A 20,869-nucleotide genomic window follows, 5' to 3' on the forward strand; every position below is an offset into this window, starting at 1 on the left:
ATCAGGTTGGTCTGTACGGGAAGCAGGTTCGGCATGCGTTTGATCTTCCGTTAGCAGAAGAAGCGAGCCTTCCTTACGTCGCTCATGTTGCACAACGCGCAACCCTACTCTCTCTAACGGAACCAGCTGGCCCGGTTCAAATCAACGTTCCCTTACGTGAACCGCTCGTGCCGGAACTCGATCTCTTACGGACAGGGCGCCCGGTCGGTGTTTTACCTGAACCGACACCGGGCGTAAACAACGCTTTAGCGACCGCACTTCAAGAAGAGCGTCTTCTTTTTGTACTTGGACCACAACTTACTGCGGCGGACAGTCAGGTTGTCATCTCGTATGCGAAACAAGCAGGGATTCCGGTGTTGGCGGATCCACTCAGTCAAGGACGACAATCGCATGATGCTCACGTTTTTGCCTATTACGATACATGGCTCAAACATCCCGCTACCGCTCAGCACGTCCGACCAGACCGAATCATTCGTTTCGGTGCCATGCCGACGTCAAAACCTTATCTGCTTTGGTCTCGGGAGATTCCGACGACGGTCGTCGGTCATCCAGGAAACTGGCGCGATCCACAGCTTCATTCGGATTTCGTAATTGGTCACGCGCGACAACTCGCGCATCATGAATCTGTTCCGCACGATCCTGCGTATCTGACACTGTTGCAACAGGCGGAGCGACGCGTCGCCGCTGCTTTTGCGACAATCGATCAAGAGGAGATGACGGAATATAACGTCGTCCGTGCATTGGCGACGTTACAGGACGGAAGTCTCTTTGTTTCGAACAGTATGCCGATACGGGATGTCGATACGTTCCTACCGACAGGAACATCCCTTCGTCTACTCGCGAACCGAGGAGCGAACGGAATTGACGGCATTCTCTCAAGCGCTCTAGGAGCAACGTTTGATGCCACACATCGCTACTTACTCGTCGGTGACTTGGCGTTCATTCATGATATTAACGGTCTGATGACAGCACGGACGCTTCCGTTAACGATCATTCTCGTCAACAATGCAGGTGGTGGCATTTTTAGCTTTTTACCGCAACAACGACTTGAGCAAGAGGTATTCGAACCACTCTTCGGTACACCGCAGCATCTCGACTTCGCTTCTCTCGCTTCCGGATACGGTGTAACCTATCAGGCGATCGATTCCATTGCCGCGTTACGTCAAGCACTTGCGGAAGAGACGCACGTCACTCGGATTCTTGAAGTCAAGACGACACGAACAGAAAACGTACAGATGCACCGTTCGATCTGGGACGTGACGAATCATGCGTTAGCCGAGGTGTTCCAATGATTTTGCGTGGCCATACGTATCATGTGAAAATCGAGGGATCGGGTCCACCGCTCCTATTGCTTCATGGTTTTACAGGCTCCCTCTCGACGTGGGACATGCTAAGTGAGCATTTATCGACTCACTTCACCGTCTATCGCCTCGATTTGATGGGACATGGAAAAACGACACCGGCGTCTGAGCAACGAATGCGTTTGACGCAACAGGTCAAGGATCTCGAGGCACTGCTCGCTATGCGATCCGAGCCATGGATCGTCCTCGGATATTCGATGGGCGGACGAATCGCTTTAATGCTGAGCGTCGTCTCTGAGCAAATCGCTCGAACGATTGCCGTTAGTACGACACCCGGTCTTAAGACGGCAATGGAGCGAAAATTACGTCGTACATCCGATCAAAAGTTAGCGGAGCGCCTTGAAAAAGGCGGACTCGAAGCTTTTATCGATCACTGGGAGACACTTGGATTATTTAAACCCCAAGCCCTTCTCCCGGAATCGCAACGTATGCGACTGCGTCAGGAGCGTCTGTCCCAAACGGTTGAAGGTTTAAGTGCTTCGTTACGTACACAAGGTACAGGAAGCATGCCATCCCTATGGTCATGCCTTCCGAAAGAGATTGATTGGATCGTCGGGGCAGAGGATGAAAAATTCCGTGCCATCGCTTCACGAGCGGCATCACCTGAAAAAATTCACGTGATTTTGCACGCTTCGCACGCCCCACATATCGACCAACCGCAAAAGTTTGTTACAATGGTAGAGAATCTACTTATTCATCACTAACATATTGGGGGAATTCACATGAAATATGCTCCGGAATGGGTATCAGCCCGCAGCTATGAAGACATCAAATATGAACAATGGAACGGGATCGCGAAAATCACGATCAACCGTCCTGAAGTTCGCAATGCGTTCCGACCACACACGGTCCACGAACTCATCGACGCATTTTCACGTGCACGTGACGATCAAAATGTCGGCGTCATCATCTTAACAGGTGAAGGCGATCTCGCATTCTGTTCTGGCGGAGATCAAAAGGTACGTGGACATGGTGGATATGTCGGTGACGATGAAATTCCACGCTTGAACGTTCTTGATCTTCAACGTTTGATTCGTGTCATCCCAAAACCAGTCATCGCTATGGTCGCAGGTTATGCGATTGGCGGCGGACACGTCCTTCACCTCGTGTGTGACTTGACGATCGCTGCAGACAACGCCCGCTTCGGACAAACTGGTCCAAAAGTTGGTTCATTCGATGCTGGATATGGCTCTGGTTACCTCGCACGCGTTGTTGGACACAAGAAAGCGCGTGAAATCTGGTACCTCTGCCGTCAATATGACGCACAGCAAGCACTTGATATGGGACTCGTCAACACGGTCGTCCCACTCGCAGATCTCGAGCAAGAAACGATTCAATGGTGTGCTGAAATCCTTCAACATTCACCAACGGCTCTTCGTTTCCTTAAAGCGGCATTCAATGCTGATTCAGATGGTCTTGCAGGGATTCAGCAACTCGCAGGAGATGCAACGTTGTTGTACTACACAACGGACGAAGCAAAAGAAGGACGCGATGCGTTCAAAGAAAAACGCAACCCGGACTTCGGACAGTTCCCGCGTTTCCCATAATGAAAAAAAGGTTCAATCGTCTTACGACATTGAACCTTTTTCGTATATTCATCTCAAAAGGAAGTGACTATTTTGTATCCTTGGATCTATACACGGGCAAAAGAACAGCCGGATGACATCGCACTCATTACGGAAACAGAGCGTTGGTCGTGGTCCGAACTATATGCACGCGCGCATCGCTTAGCGAGTACTTGGGCGACGATCGTGACACGCGGAGACCGGATCGCCCTGTACGGTCCATCGAGTGCGCGCTACATCGTCGCACTTCACGCAGCTCAATTGCTTGAACTGACCGTCGTCCCGATCAACACACGTTTGACGCAAACGGAAGTATTACGTCAATTCAAGCAGGCAGATGTACGGCTCATCGTGACGGACCGGACACTTGATACAAGGATTCCGTGCGTGGCTTTCTCTTATGAAAAAGAAGCACCTGACCTGTTAATACGCCATATGCCCAAGCAATACGTCCAATCGATGCTCTTTACGAGTGGTACGACCGGACATCCGAAAGCCGTCGAACAAACGATGTTGAATCATTTTTCAAGTGCGACGAACGCCGCGCGTCATATCGGATCACTGCCAGAGGATCGTTTTTTGATCGTCACGCCGCTGTTCCATATGAGTGGATTAGCTGTCGTCTATCGGGCGGTCATCTACGGAGTACCGATCATTCTTGAGCCACATTTTTCACCAGAACGCGCCTTGCACTGGATTACGACGGAAAAGATCACCCACGTCTCACTCGTCTCGGTCATGCTTGATCGACTGCTCGAAGCCGGGCTACGTCGCCACGCGCTTCGCGTCGTACTGACAGGAGGCGGTCCTGTGCCATTACCGATTCTGACGCGTGCACTCGACCGCAATATCCCGGTCATGCAGACATACGGGATGACAGAAACGGCTTCTCAAATCGCGACTCTTTTGCCAGAGGATGCCTTACGAAAGATTGGATCGGCCGGACAAGCGATTCATCCGACACAAATCCGCATTACACGTCATCAAGAAATCGAAGTCAAAGGACCGACGATCATGAAAGGTTATTTTCATGAGGAAGAGAAAACGGCAGAAGCGTTTACGGCAGACGGTTTTTTCAAGACTGGTGACTTAGGACGCTTGGACGCCGATGGATACCTCTACGTCCTCGATCGTCGAAGCGACCTCATCATCTCAGGTGGGGAAAACATTTATCCAGCTGAAGTCGAATCAGCACTTCTCTCGATTGATGGAATTCAAGAAGCAGGTGTCGTCGGACGATTTGATGCTAAATGGGGACAGGTTCCGGTCGCCTTCATCGTCAGCACACTCGATGAAGTCATCGTCCGAACGGAAATCAGTCAATTGCTCGCTAAATATAAATGTCCGGTTGATTATATCTATCATAGCGCGCTGCCACGCAATGCGAACGGTAAACTATTGCGGAAGCAACTGAAGGAGTTATTATGAGTATCACTCTCCGGTCTGCCGAACTGTTCGATGTTCCGCTCGTCTTTCGTCGTCCGATGCAAACCGCCCTCTCGACGCTGACAGTACGTCGGACGACGATTTTGCGTCTGACTGATTCGGAAGGACGAATCGGTTACGGGGAAGGTGTCGCGTTTGATACACCGTGGTATACATCGGAAACACAGCACTCTCTTCAAGGAATCGCTCCGCTGCTGTATCGATTACTTGAACAACCGCTCCATCATCCAGCAGACGTTACGGATCGATTCCACATCGTGCAAGGTAATCCGATGGCAAAGGCGATGTTCGAAGGCGCGATCTATGAATTATTCGCAGCAGCTACCGGTCAATCGCTCGCCACGTATCTCGGAGGTGATGAATCATCTCTCGTACCTTGCGGGAAAGCACTCGGACGGGCTTCTGCAGCACAGACCGTCGAAGCCGTCGGACAAGCGATCGCTTCCGGATATGGACGGATCAAGCTGAAGCTCGCTCCGACGGATACCGTCGTTCTTGAGCAAGTACGTGCCGCTTTCCCTGATGCGCCCTTGATGTTTGACGCTAACGGCAGCTTCACTGAAGCAGACTTCCCTCTATTACAACAGTGGGATTCATTCGGTCTCGTTATGATGGAACAGCCGCTCGCAGCGTCGGATTGGTCCGGACATCAACGTCTCGCTAGACTCTTACAGACACCGATTTGTCTGGATGAATCCATCGTCGCTCCAGCAGATGCCGAGTTGATGCAGACGCTCCACGCTGGTCAGATTCTAAACATCAAGCCGGCACGCGTCGGTGGACTGACGAACGCTTTGTCCCTTCGAACAAAAGCACCATACTGGCTCGGTGGGATGTTCGAGAGCGGTATCGGGCGTCGTCAGACCCTTGCTTTTGCAACACTGCCTGGACTCGCTTATCCGATCGATATGGCAAGTACTGCCGATTATTTCGAAGAAGATTTGCTTGAGACCCCGTATCATGTCGAACACGGACACATTCGTTATTCCGCTCCAGCCGTATCCGAGTCACAGTTAAACAAATTGGCAACGTCCCGGATATCCTTATAATAGGAGCACTACGACGAAAAAGGAGGCTGACTCAAAAAAGAATGACGCGTCTTTTCACGCCCTTTCCTCAGTCGAGACACAAGCTAGCTTTCCCTGCCTTATTCAAGCAGGAAAGCTGGTCTTGTTTGTCTCTGACAGCGCAAAGATGCGCTTTTTCCTGTAGGAGATGCGTGAAACGCGTCATTCTTTTTGTTATGAAGTAAGGGTGGCAGATTATCATTCTGCCACCCTTACCTTTGTGGAAACTGACTTTTGAGTCAGCCCCCTTCTCGTGTTTTACTATATGAGCTTTTCTTAGAACGATTCTTTGCCTTCGACTTTCGTCAAAATCTCATACCCGTCCTTCAAGACGACGACCGTGTGCTCGAATTGTGAGACGAGGCTCCGGTTCGGTGTGTATAACGTCCAACCGTCCCGCTCATCTTCGATACAGAACTCATCTCCTGTTGAAATGAACGTCTCGACAGCGATGACTTGGCCTTCCTTCAACAAATCATTCTCTTCACGATTGAAGTAGTTCGAGATGGATTCTGGCTCACCATGAAGTGTCTTACCGAGACCATGTCCCGCTAAGTTACGGATGACCGTGAAACCGCTCTTACGTGTTTCGGCATAGATTGCTTTTCCGATCTGGTTGACCTTCGTTCCGGCTTTGACTTTTTCAAGTCCTTTCTCAAGCGCCGTCAATGACACTTCAACGAGTCGGACATCTTCCGGACGTTTTGCTTCTCCTGCGATGACCGTCTTCCCTGTGTCCGAGTAGTAACCGTTCTTCACAGCCGAGACATCGACATTGACGATATCACCTTCTTGAATGACATACTTCCCTGGGATACCGTGTGCTGCGATATCGTTGACACTGATACATGTCGCTCCTGGGAAATCGTACATGACGATTGGAGCAGACTCTGCTCCCTGTTCCTTCAGGATGCGTGCTCCGATGTCATCGAGTTCCTTCGTCGTGACTCCCGGTTTGACGGCATCCGCCATCTCATCGCGTGCCATGGCGACGATTCGTCCAATTTCTCGTAATGCCTCGTAATCATAATCTAACACTTTCATTTCCTCCTCATTCACTCAATCGTTCTTGATATAGATAATCTGCAGAGATATCCGCAAATAAGAACATCCCATTACTAAGCGGCATACTAAATGTCCGCGTTTGTTCACTCGAGCTGAAGTCGACGTACCGTTCGGACAAATATCCACTATGTCGTCGTTCCATAGCTACCGTCGTCCGGATGAAGTAAGGACGGAAACTCCAGTTGTACCCTTTGTAGAAGGAATACAGTTTCCACTCCCCACTCTTTTTACTGACGTTTGAAGATTGTTGGAATCCATTCGCATCCGTTATATAAAACCGGATGAATTCCGGCTCCATCTTCCGGGCGAGCGTCAGCAACCATTGATCGAGATCTTGCTCCGGCTTCAAGGACTGACAATCTTCATTAAATCGAACCGTCCAGTCTTGCTCTAGCTGAAACAAGCGATTCATCTGCTCGCGATCATATTTATAAAACATCGGGACTTCATGGATCAACACTTCCATACCAGGACAGGTCATGACCCATTCAGGTGATGCTTCTCCAAGTAGATTCCCCATGTAGTAACGTCCTCCGTGTTGCCACGCATACCGAAGTTGACCGAGATGACTGATATTCTTATACAAAAGTGGCGCTCCAAGCTGGTCGCAAAGATGCTCCATCGTCTGTAAGAGATGTGGATACGACGCTGAGACGGTCTTTTTTTCAATCATGGAGGATAAATCGACGATCAACATATCCGGCGACATCGAAAAGACACGTTCAAGACTCGTTGCTTCCGCACGGTCCAGCGCTACCTTCAGTCCAGAGTTCTGGTAATACGCAACGATCCGACCCAGACGGTCAAAATCATCGACTTGGACATCCGTCAAAGTAACGTACATCCGCTCTTTTGGAAACGACGAGTCGACCGTCCGTAAGACATGCAAGAAGTCCTCCCCACCGTTTTCAAACAGCCAAGCTGGACGACAACGGATCAGAATAAACGCTTGTGCATCGGAGGGTACTTTTTGGAATGCTTGACGGACGACATGCCCCATGACTTCGAGTTGATACTCGATTGGAACATCATCTTCCTGAAAAAATGGTTTTAACGGTTCTCCACGAAAATGGGACTGGATTTCATACCCTTCCACCTTAAAAGGGGCAGCGCCTACGATCGGTTGAAACCATGCCTCTATCTCTTCGGGATGAACGATGACATCTAATGCATCCATTCTATTCCCCCCTTGTACTCTTGTTCTATCTTAACAAAAAAAGAGCCTCTCTGTAACGAGAGAGCCCCTGTTTTACGATAACGTCGTATCTTTCCTCAATGCGATATACAAGTACACACCGAATGTCGCCGTCAAGTAGATGATACTCAGGACACCGTATTGGATTCCGACGGCTCCCCCCTTACCGATGGCTAGCACAAGAAAGATGATGCCGCCAAATAATAAGGTCGCCAACGGAATATAACGAAAATGTCCTTTTGTCGTCCGCTCACAAATCTTTTTCGTCGCGATAATCAGTGCAACGAGACAGACGGATGCTGCTACATAAATGGTATACACGAATGATTCAGCCCTCTCCCTATCGTTCATGGCTCATTTTATCATGACCGCTCAGATAAATCATAAAAAAGAACCGACTTGTCTGTGACAAATCGGTTCGAATCGTTTACTTTTCAAAACGTGGTTTACGTCCACCACGGTTACGATCGCTTTCGCTACGGTTGCTACGTCCAGCATAACCGCCTTCACGACGATCTGATGAAGAAGATGAACGACCACCTTCACGACGATCACTACCGCCACGTGGGTTGTTTCCACGGTATCCGCCACTGCGGTTGCCGCTTCCACTTCCACCTTTGTTTCCGTAAGGACGACGGTTTCCACCACCGTTGCTACCGAAACGTTTCACGCGGATTGGTTCGATTGAAGAGATTTGGACTGGTGTTGCATCCGGCTCTTTCGTCAATCCTTTAAGTGCTGCTGAAAGAAGTTCCACTGCTTCGTACTCTTCTAAGAGTTCTTGTGCAAGTGTCGTATATTCTTTTGAGTCTTTTGCTTCAACGCGTTTGATGAGTTCTTGTGCAGCAAGCTTCAAGTTGCCTTCTAAGATTTCATCAAGTGTTGGTGCATGACGACGTGACATTTTTTTGTTCGTGACACGTTCGATTGTTTTGATTTGACCGAATTCACGTGGTGTAACGAATGTGACAGCCGATCCCGTTTTACCAGCACGACCCGTACGACCAATCCGGTGAACATAGCTCTCTGGATCTTGTGGGACGTCGAAGTTGTAGACGTGTGTGACACCAGAGATGTCAAGACCACGTGCTGCAACGTCTGTCGCGACGAGGATATCAATCGTTCCTTTTTTGAAACGACGGATGACTTGGTCACGTTTTGCTTGTGTTAAGTCACCGTGTAAACCGTCAGCTGTGTATCCACGTTGGATCAAACCTTCAGTCATTTCGTCAACACGTTTTTTCGTACGACCGAAGATGATTGAGAGTTCCGGAGAATCCGTGTCGATCAAACGGCAAAGAACGTCGAATTTTTGGCTTTCTTTCAATTCGATGAATGACTGGTCGATGTTTTCAACTGTCATTTCTTTTGCTTTGACTTTGATATGTGTCGGAGTCGTCATGAAACGATCTGCGATTTTACGAATTTGTGGTGGCATCGTTGCTGAGAATAAGAGTGTTTGACGTGTTTCAGGAAGTGCACCGAGGATTTTCTCAATGTCTTCGACGAATCCCATGTTCAACATCTCATCTGCTTCGTCAAGGATGACCGTTTGAACGTGATCGAGGTTCAACGTCTTACGGTTCATGTGGTCCATCAAACGTCCTGGTGTCGCAACGACGATTTGTGGATTTTTGCGAAGTGCGCGGATTTGACGATCGATTTGCTGACCGCCGTAAACAGGAAGTGCATGAACGCGTTTTACTTCACCGATCCGGTTCAATTCTTCTGCTACTTGGATTGCGAGCTCACGTGTTGGAGCAAGAATCAACGCTTGGATGTTGCGTGATTTTGCGTCAAGACGCTCGATTGTTGGGATACCGAACGCTGCAGTTTTACCAGTACCTGTTTGTGCTTGACCAATTAAGTCAACGCCACTGAGTCCGACTGGAATTGTTTCTGCTTGGATTGGTGTTGCTTCTTCGAAGCCCATTTTTAGGACACCTTTGATAAGTGCCTCACTAAGATTTAATTCACGAAATGTTGTCAATGCTAAATACTCTCCTTTGTCATATGAAAAACGTCTGCCACTAAACAGACGCTACCGTAACGAATACAATCGACTACCTATTATAACAGAATCTATCACATAAAGATAGAGTGGTTTCTCTTATAATAATGTTTAGGGAAGTCACCATCATAATCGTTGCCATAAGGGCGAGGGAAAGGCGAAGTGCCCGGACCGTGCGATGTACGTCATCGCGTGCCCCCACTAGTGATGGGGTATATTCAGTAAATGGTCGCCGGTAATCAAACCAGCCGCAACCACCAAAATGATGAATTCCTTACTATCTATTCGAAACGCAGGCTTACTCGGTCCGATTATTTCGTCAACCGAATACCCGTTTCATTTTTTTCTATTTTTTTATCTTTCAACAGGCGACCGAGCGCTCGTTTGAATGCTGCCTTGCTGAGACCGAATACTTCATCGATCGTCTCGGGAGCTGTCTTATCACCATACGGCATCTGACCATCATGTTCAAGTAGATGGTTCAGAATCAACTCCGCGTCTGTATCAATGGCTTCAAAGGCACGTGGTCGTGCTGAAAGTAATACTGTACCATCTGGTTTTACATTTGTCACTCGTAATTTCAAGACTTCTCCAAGACGCGGCCAGCGTTCCATCTCACGTTCATGCAAGAATCCGATCGATTGATCGTTGACCCAGACGTTAACGCCTGGTTCACGTTGTGAGAAGACGAGACCTTCGACGTCCATGTTGTTCCACTCCTCTGGAGCTGGCTTCGCACGTAAGTTGAAGTATGCATAAGGTGCAGGGTCTCCGAGTAACCGAAGCTTCTGATCATGTTTCAGACGAATGAAGAGTTGATCGCCTTCTTCTGGCCAGAACATCCGGCGCTGCGGCAAATCGTCGAGTGAGACGAGAACGTCTTTTTGAATGCCGATGTTCGCGAACACTCCTGTGTTATAGCGTGTTCCATTAATCGTCGTCTTGACATAGTCTTCAAATGAAGCTTCTGGAATCGTCATCGATGATGCTAGACGCCCTTCATTATCTTGATACAAGAAGACTTCTACCTCTTCATCGAGGGCTACTTTCCGTGTTTGTTCATTGTTATGCAACAACACGTCTTCATTTCCATCTGTCAGAAACACTCCGAACTCTGCTTCGCGTTCTACTTTTAATGTGACAACCTGTCCTGCGCGTAATCCCATTTCGGGTCATCTCCTCTCTGTATTTGAATCGATTCCAGTCCTTGTGAATCGTTCTGCTGTTCTTTCCCTACCATACTATACTCTTTTTCCATTCATCTCTGATATCGACACAATGGTGACAGTTGTGACATATTTGTGAACAGAACACATTTGCGTGATTTTTTTGAAAAAAAGATATATGATTAAATAACAGGAAAAAGAAGGTTTAGTTTAGGTAAATATGGGGGATAAAAATGTTTCATAACATTCAATCGCGTTCGTTCGCACGACGCTTCACGAAAACATTGGTTTTTGCATTTTTTGCGTTCCTTGCTACGATTGGAATCGTCTTCGCAGAAGGATCGAACAGTACGGATATGACACCGAAGACACCAGCGCTTCAGCAAATCGACCGCCCTTAAAATCTACACCTTCCGTGTGGATTTTTTATTTTTTCCGGACATTTACAGGACGATAAAGGAAAATCACGGCTTACCTCGAATTGTAATGGACATACCATTATTTTAATTTCGAGGAGGAAACGGACGTGCTCTTCTACTTATTCACGACGATTGCGGGTCTCATCACTACATATTTAAGTTTTGTTACCGGTTATTATACGAGTTCGATCGGTGTGTTCGTCTTTACGCTAGCGATTTGTCTGTCACTATCATCAATCCGCCAGCTGATACGTACGTCCTATCTGACTTACATTGAATACATCCGACACCGTCGTGTCAAAAAACAGTACGAACGGATGAAAAAGCGTGAACTTTCTTATCAAGTCTCTTATCCTCAACAAGATTCCAGCACACCACTTGCATTCTCCGCGACAGACCAGCATGATAAATAAAGAACACGATTTCATCATCTAGGAGGAACAGATTCATTATGAACGAAATCCCTTTATCAAACGGTTGGACACTTCGCTACTCCCCTGTCATCGATTTATGGTTGAAGGAAGATGGCGTACTGCTCGTAGATCACGAAGATAAGGTCCGCTTGACTCTCATTTTGGATGAGGAAACGATGGAAATCAAACAGATCGACAATACAAATGCTACGTTCTCTGTTGATCCAACGACACGTCGCCTCACCTTTGAACTAGGAGAAAGCGAAGAGGAATCTGAACCTCGTTACTGGGAATAATCACGCAGACCGGGTGCGACGCCCGGTCTTTTTTTGTACAATAACATCAGTAATGAAAAAAGGAGCTGTCACTTCATCATGATACGTACTGTCATATGGTTCATTTATTTTGGACTTGTCTTACCCTGTACCTTACCGTTTTTACCTAGTGCAAAACGTCGAACGCATCTCGCGCGCTATGCGTTCGTCCAGCGTGTAGCAAGCGCCTGGGCAAACTCTCTTCTCCGACTCGCTGGTGTTCGTGTCAACGTAACAGGTCGTGAACACATCCCAGCAAACGAACCTGTCGTTTTCATCTCGAATCACCAAGGGAACTTCGATGTTCCGATTCTACTTGGAACAATCGATAAACCGAAAGCATTCATCTCAAAAATCGAAGTGAATAAAATCCCAATCGTCAATGTTTGGATGAATCTGATGGGATGTGTCATGATCGATCGAAAAGATCGACGCCAATCGCTGAAAGCGATTCGTTCTGGTGTCGAGACGATCAAGGACGGACAATCGATGATCATCTTCCCGGAAGGAACACGCTCCAAAGGCGGTCCAATGGCGGAGTTCAAAGCGGGAAGCTTCACACTCGCGACCTCAAGTGGCGCTCGCGTCGTACCCGTCGCAATTTCAGGAAGTTATCGTGTCATGGAGGAGACGGGTAAGATTCGTCCTGCCACGGTCGACGTCACGATCTTACCGTCGATTGATCCGAGTACGATGACACAGAAAGAACTCGTCCAAACAGTCGAACAGCAAATCAAACAGATTGTAGAAGGTGTCTAATATGTTAATGAAAGCAGAAAATCTCAAAAAAGAATTCGCCGATAAAATCGTCTTCGAAGATGTGACATTCTCCGTCTCACCTGGCGACCGGATTGGCATCATCGGCGTCAATGGTACCGGTAAGTCGACACTCCTGCATATCTTGGCAGGTAAAGAGACGGCAGACGCTGGTACGATGCATCACCCGAATGATTATCGGATCCGCTTGCTATCGCAAACGACCGATTATCCGGAAGACCAAACGGTCATGGAAGTATTGTTGTCTGGTGATACACCAACGATTAATGCGTTACGTCACTATGAAACAGCGCGTCTAGCACTTGAACAAGATCCGACGAGTAAAACACTACTCAATCGCTTCATTACAGCTCAGACAGAAGTCGATGCTGCGCAAGCTTGGGACACGGAATCACGCTTAAAGATGATTTTAAACAAACTCGGCATCCTCGACTTGAACGCGTTGATCGGCTCTCTTTCCGGAGGACAACGCAAGCGTGTCGGACTCGCTGAAGCTTTACTTGATGAAGCCGATCTTCTCCTGCTCGATGAGCCGACGAACGAACTCGATGCTGAGACGATCAGTTGGCTTGAGACTCAAATCAAGGAATACCGTGGTGCGATTCTACTGATTACCCACGATCGCTATTTCTTGAATCGTGTGACGAATCATATGATGGAGATCGCGAACGGTACGGCTTATTTCTATGTCGGAAACTATGAATCGTTTCTTGAGAAACGTGCCGAACGCCGTGAACGGACGGCTTCTATGGAAGAAAAACGTCAAAACATCCTCCGTCGCGAACTCGCCTGGTTGCGTCGCGGAGCAAAGGCGCGGACGACGAAACAAAAAGCGCGAATCCAGCGCGTGGATGCTTTACAAGACCTCTCGTACGAGGAAGAAGAATCAACACTCGAAGTACAGGTCGGTTCGACCCGTCTTGGTAAAAAAGTCATCGAAGCGCATGATGTCTCTCATCGATTTGGTGAACGGACCCTTTTTGAATCGTTTAACGCTCTGATTGGACGGAAAGAACGGTATGGCATCGTAGGACGAAACGGGAGTGGAAAATCAACACTTCTTTCAATTCTTGCGCAACGCTTAGAACCAACAACCGGTGAAATCATTCACGGCGAAACGGTGAAGATCGGCTTTTATGGGCAATTTGCCGAATTCACGCATCCCGAACGTCGTGTCATCGACGAGGTCGAACGGATCGCAAAAGTCATCACGACACTCGCTGGTGAGGAGATCACGGCAAGTCAGATGCTCGAACAGTTTCTCTTTAAACCGGAAGCCCAATATAAACAAATCGGTAAGCTTTCCGGCGGCGAAAAACGACGTCTGAAATTGTTGACGATTTTGATGGAAGAACCGAACGTCCTCTTCCTTGATGAGCCGACGAACGACTTGGATACTGAGACGTTATCCGTACTCGAAGATTATTTAGAATCATTCCCAGGCACCGTCATCACGGTCAGCCACGATCGCTACTTCCTCGACCGGGTCGTCAATCGCTTGATTGCATTTGAAGACGGGAATGTCGTCTTTTATTATGGACAATATACAGACTATCTTGAGCAAATGACAGCACCCGTTCCCTCAATCGTTGTTGAAAAGACGGTTGAGGTTGCTACAGCACCAAAGATAGAGACGCCAAAGAAACTAAGTTATCAGGAACAACAAGATTGGGCAATCATTGAACAACAAATCGAAGAAAGTGAGGCAGAACTGGAGCAATTAGAAGCCGAACTTGCTTCGGCAGGAAGCGATCTCGGTAAAGTCAATGAACTGTATCAAGCCATTGAAAAAACGAAAGCGATGCTTGATGAACGGATGGAGTATTGGACGTACCTTTCTGAAAAAATCGAGGCATTTGAAAACTATCGTCAATCTAATCAATAATTTCGATAAGCGGAGTTCTTCCTTAAAGAAGAACCCTGCTTTTTTCATGAAATGGGAATTGCCTCTTATTTTCATTTTAAATCTGAAAATAAATGTGAATTCAAACTAGATATCGGGTAATGTTATAGCATATTTCATTTTCATGGAAGGCTTGCGAAAGGAGGAGTTCCGGTGAAACGGATCGTTCATAACATCTACCCTACCGTCGCATTCTACTTAGTTGTTACGTACACCCTGCTATGGCTATTGCCACAAGATCGCTCGTTACAACTTTCAGCGATCATTAGTCTAGTCGGTTCTTTCGTCATCTTCCTACTTAGTCAATCGAAGGCTTTCAAACAATCTTCCATTCCATATAAATGGTTATCGATCGCCTTTTTCTCGTATTTTCTAGGCGATTTCCTCAATATGATTGGTCGTCTTTTTCAATGGAACGCTGTTAACCTGAACGTCTTATTAGATCTGCCTTATACGGTTCATTTAACGATGATGGTCATCTTCTTATTTCGGCAGTTGGATTTGACTTTGTTTCAAAAACAAAAATTATTGATTCTTGATTCTTTAACATTGTTCACTGTATCAATGATTGCTGGATACATCGCTATTTTCCGCTTTGTCCCCTCTTATACTAGAACGGTACTCGAGCAAATCAGTTGGACCTTCTATGCCTTCTTGACGATTCTGTTAACGCTGTTCTTTTTCTTACTTTATGCTTCTGGACTAAAGCGAAACGTATCGAGATTAGGGTTCCTCTTCCTAGTACTCGGAACGTTCGTGCTCGGTATGACGAACTTTATTTTTTATACGTTGTTATTAAACGGTGAACCGCGAATAGCTGGTTTATTGCTTCCGCTATACCCACTCAGCGGACTCTTCATCCTTGCCTTCATGAATACTCGCGCTCTTCCCATCAGTCATGAACAACAAGCAACTCTTATTCGGGTCGAAACACTTACGCGTTCCTTGATGTCGTACATCTTATTATCTGTACTGATTCTCTATATTACATTCTTCCCTGTCTCCCAAACCTTCTTCTCACTTTCCGTCGGCATTACGTTTTTATTATTTTTAACACGACAGCTTTTCATATCAGGAAAATCTGCGGTTATTACAGGAAACAACAGCACTGCAAACGAATCTAGAAGACATTGTCCATCAAAAGACAGCACTCTTACAGTTAAGGGAAAAGGAACTAACATCGCTTTTTCTATCTTATCCAGAAATTGTTCTTGAAATCGATGCTACGTATCAGATTCGATCTGTCAATCCAGCTGCTGTCGAAGCTGGATGGAGCGATTTACCGCTCGGACCGAGCCAACGGCTACAACTCGATCGACTCATTCCATTGCTTCAACAAGCGCAGCTGATTTATCCCTCTCACTTGCTACATGTACCGACCACGGAGGAACATCCGGAAATCTTTTTGAATACGACAATCATCGATATCCCGGATCAACAACGCTATTTCGTCATCTTGGCGGATATCACGGAAGATTATCAACAGGAAGTATGGCTAGAACGTATGGGGTACCATGATTCGCTCACGCATTTGCCAAACCGGCGTTACTTCGAGGAACAACTTTATCTGACTCTGCCGACGTTAGAATACGGCTCCTTACTATTCATTGATTTAGACGGTTTCAAACAAATCAATGACACTTATGGGCATGATGTTGGTGACCTCGTGTTACAAGAGACGGCGAGCCGCCTTCAATCGATGACGACGTCAACTGATCTCGTTGCACGTCTTGGAGGAGATGAGTTCTTGATCTTCATTCAGGCATCTGCTTCGGAAACACGCCAGTTTGCCGAACACGTTCTCGAAGTTCTAAATCATCCGTTCTACATCCAGACACATACGCTTCAAGTCACACCATCAATCGGAATTTCCTTATACCTGAAGATGGTAAAAGCTCTGAACAATTATTGATTCGAGCAGATGAAGCCATGTACCATATTAAGAAGACCGAAAAAAAACAATTTTTTGTTCACTACTCAAATTAAACGTTAGGAGGGAGTCCATGCTTAAATCGAACTATTTCATTCGTTGGTTTCCTGCCATGCTCGTCATATCTTTTGCTCTAATGATCCTTGCTACATGGACTCCTTCCATCTCTAATCGGATCGTTGAACAAGTACTACAGTATATCTCTCTTGGATTGATTGCTTACTTTATTCTTACTGCTTATCGTAAGGAACAAACATTGGTCGTACCCAGACGAAAGTTTTGGCTGATCGCTTTAGGATCACTGGTTTTAACCTGCATCGGTTCCGTTCTTGAGACATTACATTTCTTCGATCCAGACTTTCCAGTTCCATCTATTTATAGCCTGATTTTATTTTCAATATCTCATTACGTATTCTTATACGCGATTTTTTACCGAATCATCACAAAACGGACACTCGGACAACACGTGCTCGCTTTCGTCGATGCCGCGATCATCGTCGTTTTCGTAGCACTTGTTGCGTTTCATGTCCTCAATGAATTGACGAATCCGGGACTGCAAACTGTTCCTTATGCCATCATCGTCATTACGAATACATCACTCGGTTTATTCGTCTTCTTCTATTTCACGTTCATTCAAGAAACTCATTGGGTATCAAGGATGGCATTATTCTTATTGTTCTTATCCATTTTCATTCGCGGTATCTACGAAGTCTCAAGTGTTTATTTCCCGGACTTCTCAGCAAATTATCTATTGTTTTCCCCGATCTTGATCCGTTTGGCGCAAAGTGCAGCTATTTTATGGCATATTGATCATATTGAAGAAGGAACCACTCGAACGAAGGCCATTCCCCGTTCCTGGCTCCCTCTACTGGCCGTTCCTTTATTCATTCACTATATGGTGGAACAAGAAGGCGGGAAGCTCGATATCTTCATCATTTTAGTTTTACTAATCATTCGACAAATCTTGATTGCTCGTCAGCATAGGTTGATCGTTGCACAATTACACGAACGGAATGAACAACTCGCTTCACGCATTGAACATCGCAAACAACAAATTAAAGATAGTGAACAGCAAGTCATCCCACTCTTTCTCGGTCATCCTGACCCGATGATTCGACTCGATCAATCTGGAACGGCACTATACGCAAATTTAGCTGCCCAACGTCTGTTTCATTTACCCGACATGACGATTGAACATATACCTCGTACGATGCGTCACTTATTAGAAACACTTGAGACAGATATCGATGAGTATGAAGATGAACAACACAGAAAGTATGAGATCATTGATATTCCGATTCAGATTGCTGCCACCTCGATGGGACGTTTCACGATTTTACATGACGTCACTGAACGAAAGCTCCGGCAAAAAAGGATCGAATACCACGCCTACCATGACGCCTTGACAAGTATCGGAAACCGTCGTTCGTTGGAGCGAGATTTTTCAAACCATCTCCTCGAGATGAATTATCTTGCGGTAGTCGATTTAGACGGTTTTAAGCAAGTCAATGATACGTATGGTCATGAGGCAGGTGATTACGTATTGATCGAAGTCGCGAAACGATTGAGCGAGCATACGAATTCTTTAGAACAGGTGTATCGACTTGGTGGAGATGAGTTCGCGATCCTCTTACACGCCGATGATGAACTGTCCTTACGTCGAAAATGTAAATCCTTCTTAAACTTTTTAAGACGTCCTTACGTTTATAAAGGACAATCCTTATTCGTTTCTGCAAGCATCGGTGTGACCGCGTGTCATAAGGCTGATCTTGAAACATGCTTAAAGCAATCCGACCTTGCCATGTATCGCGTGAAACATCGGGATAAAAACGATGTCTCCCTATATCGAGCAGATTCATGAAAAAAACCTAGAATACGTTGACCATAATCAGGTCATGTATTCTAGGTTTTTTCGATTATTCTTCTGGTCTCGGTGAAATATTGCCTTCTTCGATATCGAGGAGTAAGTCAATCAATTCCGCACAAAATTCTGGATACTGACGAAGCAACGCGTCTTCTCCTACTTCATCCACGAAGTCCGTCAACAAAGCGAGGACTTCTGGTACCAGTGCGCGCGCTACTTTCATATAGGCAATCGCAAAGCGCCATTTCCCAGAAATGTAGAGCAGTTTTCCAATCAACAAATCACCTGATTCGACTTCAATCTCAGACAAATCCGTTTGATACGTCTGTTTTGACATTAAATCAACGACACCATCCGCCTCGACTTGAAACAACGAAGGCATCGGGTCCGCTAATCCACGCAAGGCGCGGTAGAGGCTAGGCGATAACTCTTCTTTGACCTGCTCAAGAAAACGACCGTGCGGCGTTTTTCCTTGATCATCCGTCTCATAGAAGATGGCCCAATCTACGAATAAGTCCCGGAACAATTCAGCATCTTTTAAATACCAACGTCCCTCCGTCGCAATCTCTTCAATGAAAGCGACCCAATCCGTACTGCGTGCTGTCGCTGCTTCTTGATACATCTTCTTCAAGGCTGCATTCATTTCCGCTTCAGAAACCGTCGTCGGAAACGGAATTACTTTTCGATCGTTCTTCATTTCGATCGCCCTTTCCGGTGAGGAGTAGCCGGTCGTTTAATCGTCTGAGGTGCTGTGAATTCACGTTTTGGAATGACTTCCCCACGGTAAATTTCCATCGCTTCCATCTCGACGCCCATTTGCTTCGCAAGTGTTTTTAAGTGTTTTAAGTCTTGATCCGTAACAAGAGCAAGTACCATTCCGTTCGCGTTTCCACGTCCCGTCCGACCTGAACGGTGTACGAAATCGTCAAACGACTCCGGCAAATCATAATGGACGACATGCGTGACTGCTTCGATATCTAACCCACGTGCCGCAAGACCTGTCGTGACGAGTAAAGGAAACTCTCCCTTTTTATAAGAACGCAATGTCTCCATCCGCTCTCGTTTGCCTTTTTCAGCGTCTAAAATCCGGTATTTCAATGAGAATTTACTCAACTCGCCATTCAATGGTCCGAGGAAGGAACGGTTATTAATGAATGTCAGTACTTTTGATCCTTGCATGTTCGCCAGACGACGTAACAATTCCGGCTTCTGACGACGTGAAGTCTCCAAATAACCGAATGTCACTTGTGTACTGACGGCACGCTCAACTCGAATCGTCTCAGGGTTGTTTGCAAGCGTCCGTCCCCATTCTGCTGTCCGTTCCGGTAATGTCGCGGAGACGAATGCTAACTGACGATCGCGTAGTGCACTGTTTGCGATTCGCGTCGCCGAGTCACTCATACCACTCTCATAGATTTGATCCGCTTCGTCCAAGACGATCAATTTCACCTTATGCATCTTCAGCTTCTTCGAATCGATCAACTCAACGAGACGCCCTGGCGTTCCAACAATGATTTGTGGTTTTTTCTTCAATCGTTCATATTGTCGCTTTAATTCAACACCACCAATGAATGCACCGGATTTGATACCACTTCCTTGAGCAAACAATTGAATGACTTGATGAATTTGCATGACGAGTTCCCGTGTTGGTGCCGTGATCACGACTTGCACGTGTGGTTCTTCTACTTCAATCTTTTCTAAAGCTGGAATGACATAGGCAAGCGTCTTCCCTGTTCCTGTCGGCGCTTCCGCCAGGACATCTTTTCCTTCGCGCAACAACGGAATCGCTTGTTCTTGAACAGGCATCAACTCCGTAAAGCGTGCGCGTTCCCATGCTTCCTGTAAAAATGATTTTGTAAAGTTCATAACGATTTCTCCTACTCTCTTAATTCCATCATGCCGTTACGTATTCGACATGATCTCCTGATGCATCACGGTATCCCCGTAATGTCTGTGTATATTCATTTCCTGCGTCGAGCAATCGAATATGGAATCGAATCTCGCTTTCACCGGCTTCTTCTTCTAAAATTTCGAATCCTTGGATGACACGATCCTGTAATTCTGCAGCGAGTGTCGGGTACTCCGCAAGACTCGCATACGTCGCTTTTACGTCAACCGGACGACGAACAAGCGCAATCCAATACGATTCATCATAGCCGATAAAGTCTTCATAATCAAAATCATCTTCAAACCGAATCCAGAATCCATCATTTTCGAATTCCGTGATCATTCCCGTTCGCGTTGAACCGTCCGATCCGATTTTCAAAGAGACCCAGTCTCCTGACTGATACTCTCCTTGTTGTGTTAATGATACATACTCCATTTGGCACACCTCCACGTTCTATATTCCCTTTTTCATTGTCAACGATACGT

General features: G+C 46.6%; 21 protein-coding genes. 13 read left to right on the plus strand and 8 right to left on the minus strand.

All coding sequences use genetic code 11. The features are described from left to right. The 5 genes from menD to menC all read left to right on the plus strand — a co-directional run. A partial coding sequence (gene menD, locus B4C70_RS01900) for a 2-succinyl-5-enolpyruvyl-6-hydroxy-3-cyclohexene-1-carboxylate synthase (protein WP_290776692.1) occupies positions 1-1,292 on the plus strand: 1,292 nt, incomplete at its 5' end. Continuing rightward, positions 1,289-2,065 (plus strand): 2-succinyl-6-hydroxy-2,4-cyclohexadiene-1-carboxylate synthase, encoded by a 777-nt coding sequence (gene menH, locus B4C70_RS01905; RefSeq protein ID WP_290776694.1) that lies wholly within the window; start codon positions 1,289-1,291, stop codon positions 2,063-2,065. The genes menD and menH, both read left to right, overlap by 4 nt. An 18-nt stretch (positions 2,066-2,083) precedes the next feature. Next, positions 2,084-2,908, plus strand: coding sequence for a 1,4-dihydroxy-2-naphthoyl-CoA synthase (menB, locus tag B4C70_RS01910; protein ID WP_023469886.1), 825 nt, complete (start codon positions 2,084-2,086; stop codon positions 2,906-2,908). Positions 2,909-2,971: 63 nt separating this feature from the next. Then, positions 2,972-4,354, plus strand: coding sequence for an o-succinylbenzoate--CoA ligase (menE, locus tag B4C70_RS01915; RefSeq protein ID WP_290776695.1), 1,383 nt, complete (start codon positions 2,972-2,974; stop codon positions 4,352-4,354). Next, positions 4,351-5,421 carry an o-succinylbenzoate synthase gene (menC, locus tag B4C70_RS01920; RefSeq protein ID WP_058704976.1) on the plus strand — a complete coding sequence of 357 codons (1,071 nt, stop codon included), beginning with the start codon at positions 4,351-4,353 and terminating at the stop codon, positions 5,419-5,421. Before menE ends, menC begins: the two co-directional genes overlap by 4 nt. Positions 5,422-5,715: 294 nt before the next feature. Here menC and map read toward each other — a convergent pair whose 3' ends face one another. The 5 genes from map to B4C70_RS01945 form a co-directional block, all read right to left on the minus strand. Then, positions 5,716-6,477 carry a type I methionyl aminopeptidase gene (gene map, locus B4C70_RS01925; RefSeq protein ID WP_414654406.1) on the minus strand — a complete coding sequence of 254 codons (762 nt, stop codon included), beginning with the start codon at positions 6,475-6,477 and terminating at the stop codon, positions 5,716-5,718. Between the two features lie 13 nt (positions 6,478-6,490). Then, a complete protein-coding gene (locus tag B4C70_RS01930; RefSeq protein ID WP_023467278.1) occupies positions 6,491-7,681 on the minus strand; it encodes an EAL-associated domain-containing protein in 1,191 nt (396 codons plus the stop codon). A gap of 72 nt (positions 7,682-7,753) precedes the next feature. After that, entirely contained in the window at positions 7,754-8,020 is a 267-nt protein-coding gene (locus tag B4C70_RS01935) for a hypothetical protein (RefSeq protein ID WP_029340877.1), read from the minus strand. A gap of 106 nt (positions 8,021-8,126) precedes the next feature. Further along, a complete protein-coding gene (locus B4C70_RS01940) occupies positions 8,127-9,689 on the minus strand; it encodes a DEAD/DEAH box helicase (protein ID WP_290776700.1) in 1,563 nt (520 codons plus the stop codon). Positions 9,690-10,021: 332 nt separating this feature from the next. Next, entirely contained in the window at positions 10,022-10,876 is an 855-nt protein-coding gene (locus B4C70_RS01945) for a CvfB family protein (RefSeq protein ID WP_023467275.1), read from the minus strand. A gap of 233 nt (positions 10,877-11,109) precedes the next feature. On the opposite strand from B4C70_RS01945, the gene B4C70_RS01950 reads away from it, so the two are divergent. The 8 genes from B4C70_RS01950 (at position 11,110) to B4C70_RS01985 (ending at position 18,493) form a co-directional block, all read left to right on the plus strand. After that, positions 11,110-11,277 carry a hypothetical protein gene (locus tag B4C70_RS01950; protein ID WP_023467274.1) on the plus strand — a complete coding sequence of 56 codons (168 nt, stop codon included), beginning with the start codon at positions 11,110-11,112 and terminating at the stop codon, positions 11,275-11,277. A 125-nt stretch (positions 11,278-11,402) separates the two neighbouring features. Continuing rightward, a complete protein-coding gene (locus tag B4C70_RS01955) occupies positions 11,403-11,708 on the plus strand; it encodes a hypothetical protein (protein ID WP_290776702.1) in 306 nt (101 codons plus the stop codon). Positions 11,709-11,746: 38 nt separating this feature from the next. Further along, the gene (locus tag B4C70_RS01960) at positions 11,747-12,004 is read left to right on the plus strand and encodes a hypothetical protein (protein WP_023467272.1); all 258 of its coding nucleotides are present in this window, start codon (positions 11,747-11,749) and stop codon (positions 12,002-12,004) included. A 78-nt stretch (positions 12,005-12,082) separates the two neighbouring features. Continuing rightward, positions 12,083-12,781 (plus strand): lysophospholipid acyltransferase family protein, encoded by a 699-nt coding sequence (locus B4C70_RS01965; protein WP_029340873.1) that lies wholly within the window; start codon positions 12,083-12,085, stop codon positions 12,779-12,781. Position 12,782: 1 nt separating this feature from the next. After that, positions 12,783-14,684 carry an ABC-F family ATP-binding cassette domain-containing protein gene (locus tag B4C70_RS01970; protein ID WP_290776705.1) on the plus strand — a complete coding sequence of 634 codons (1,902 nt, stop codon included), beginning with the start codon at positions 12,783-12,785 and terminating at the stop codon, positions 14,682-14,684. Positions 14,685-14,855: 171 nt separating this feature from the next. Continuing rightward, on the plus strand, positions 14,856-15,917 hold the full coding sequence (locus tag B4C70_RS01975; RefSeq protein WP_290776707.1) for a hypothetical protein: 1,062 nt from the start codon (positions 14,856-14,858) through the stop codon (positions 15,915-15,917). Between the two features lie 190 nt (positions 15,918-16,107). Continuing rightward, the gene (locus B4C70_RS01980) at positions 16,108-16,614 is read left to right on the plus strand and encodes a GGDEF domain-containing protein (protein ID WP_290776708.1); all 507 of its coding nucleotides are present in this window, start codon (positions 16,108-16,110) and stop codon (positions 16,612-16,614) included. A gap of 91 nt (positions 16,615-16,705) precedes the next feature. After that, complete coding sequence (locus B4C70_RS01985) at positions 16,706-18,493, plus strand: diguanylate cyclase domain-containing protein (protein ID WP_290776711.1); 1,788 nt, start codon at positions 16,706-16,708, stop codon at positions 18,491-18,493. A 55-nt stretch (positions 18,494-18,548) separates the two neighbouring features. On the opposite strand, the gene B4C70_RS01990 is transcribed toward B4C70_RS01985, so the two are convergent. The 3 genes from B4C70_RS01990 to B4C70_RS02000 are packed head-to-tail and all read right to left on the minus strand — an operon-like array spanning position 18,549 to position 20,819. Beyond that, complete coding sequence (locus B4C70_RS01990; protein WP_290776713.1) at positions 18,549-19,193, minus strand: hypothetical protein; 645 nt, start codon at positions 19,191-19,193, stop codon at positions 18,549-18,551. Then, the gene (locus B4C70_RS01995; protein WP_290776715.1) at positions 19,190-20,362 is read right to left on the minus strand and encodes a DEAD/DEAH box helicase; all 1,173 of its coding nucleotides are present in this window, start codon (positions 20,360-20,362) and stop codon (positions 19,190-19,192) included. The genes B4C70_RS01990 and B4C70_RS01995 overlap by 4 nt, the downstream gene beginning before the upstream one ends. 28 nt (positions 20,363-20,390) lie before the next feature. Beyond that, positions 20,391-20,819 carry a hypothetical protein gene (locus B4C70_RS02000; protein WP_290776717.1) on the minus strand — a complete coding sequence of 143 codons (429 nt, stop codon included), beginning with the start codon at positions 20,817-20,819 and terminating at the stop codon, positions 20,391-20,393. Positions 20,820-20,869 lie beyond the last annotated feature (50 nt).

Origin of the sequence: Exiguobacterium sp. UBA5002 (assembly GCF_002396765.1) — a bacterium.
Taxonomy (GTDB): domain Bacteria; phylum Bacillota; class Bacilli; order Exiguobacteriales; family Exiguobacteriaceae; genus Exiguobacterium_A.

Excerpts from the sequence above, each read along its gene's own strand:
- menH (WP_290776694.1), top strand. The coding sequence starts at position 1,289 with ATGATTTTGCGTGGCCATACGTATCATGTGAAAATCGAGGGATCGGGT.
- menB (WP_023469886.1), top strand. The coding sequence starts at position 2,084 with ATGAAATATGCTCCGGAATGGGTATCAGCCCGCAGCTATGAAGACATC.
- menC (WP_058704976.1), top strand. The coding sequence starts at position 4,351 with ATGAGTATCACTCTCCGGTCTGCCGAACTGTTCGATGTTCCGCTCGTC.
- B4C70_RS01930 (WP_023467278.1), bottom strand. The coding sequence starts at position 7,681 with ATGGATGCATTAGATGTCATCGTTCATCCCGAAGAGATAGAGGCATGG.
- B4C70_RS01945 (WP_023467275.1), bottom strand. The coding sequence starts at position 10,876 with ATGGGATTACGCGCAGGACAGGTTGTCACATTAAAAGTAGAACGCGAA.
- B4C70_RS01950 (WP_023467274.1), top strand. The coding sequence starts at position 11,110 with ATGTTTCATAACATTCAATCGCGTTCGTTCGCACGACGCTTCACGAAA.
- B4C70_RS01960 (WP_023467272.1), top strand. The coding sequence starts at position 11,747 with ATGAACGAAATCCCTTTATCAAACGGTTGGACACTTCGCTACTCCCCT.
- B4C70_RS01965 (WP_029340873.1), top strand. The coding sequence starts at position 12,083 with ATGATACGTACTGTCATATGGTTCATTTATTTTGGACTTGTCTTACCC.
- B4C70_RS01970 (WP_290776705.1), top strand. The coding sequence starts at position 12,783 with ATGTTAATGAAAGCAGAAAATCTCAAAAAAGAATTCGCCGATAAAATC.
- B4C70_RS01985 (WP_290776711.1), top strand. The coding sequence starts at position 16,706 with ATGCTTAAATCGAACTATTTCATTCGTTGGTTTCCTGCCATGCTCGTC.
- B4C70_RS01990 (WP_290776713.1), bottom strand. The coding sequence starts at position 19,193 with ATGAAGAACGATCGAAAAGTAATTCCGTTTCCGACGACGGTTTCTGAA.
- B4C70_RS01995 (WP_290776715.1), bottom strand. The coding sequence starts at position 20,362 with ATGAACTTTACAAAATCATTTTTACAGGAAGCATGGGAACGCGCACGC.
- B4C70_RS02000 (WP_290776717.1), bottom strand. The coding sequence starts at position 20,819 with ATGGAGTATGTATCATTAACACAACAAGGAGAGTATCAGTCAGGAGAC.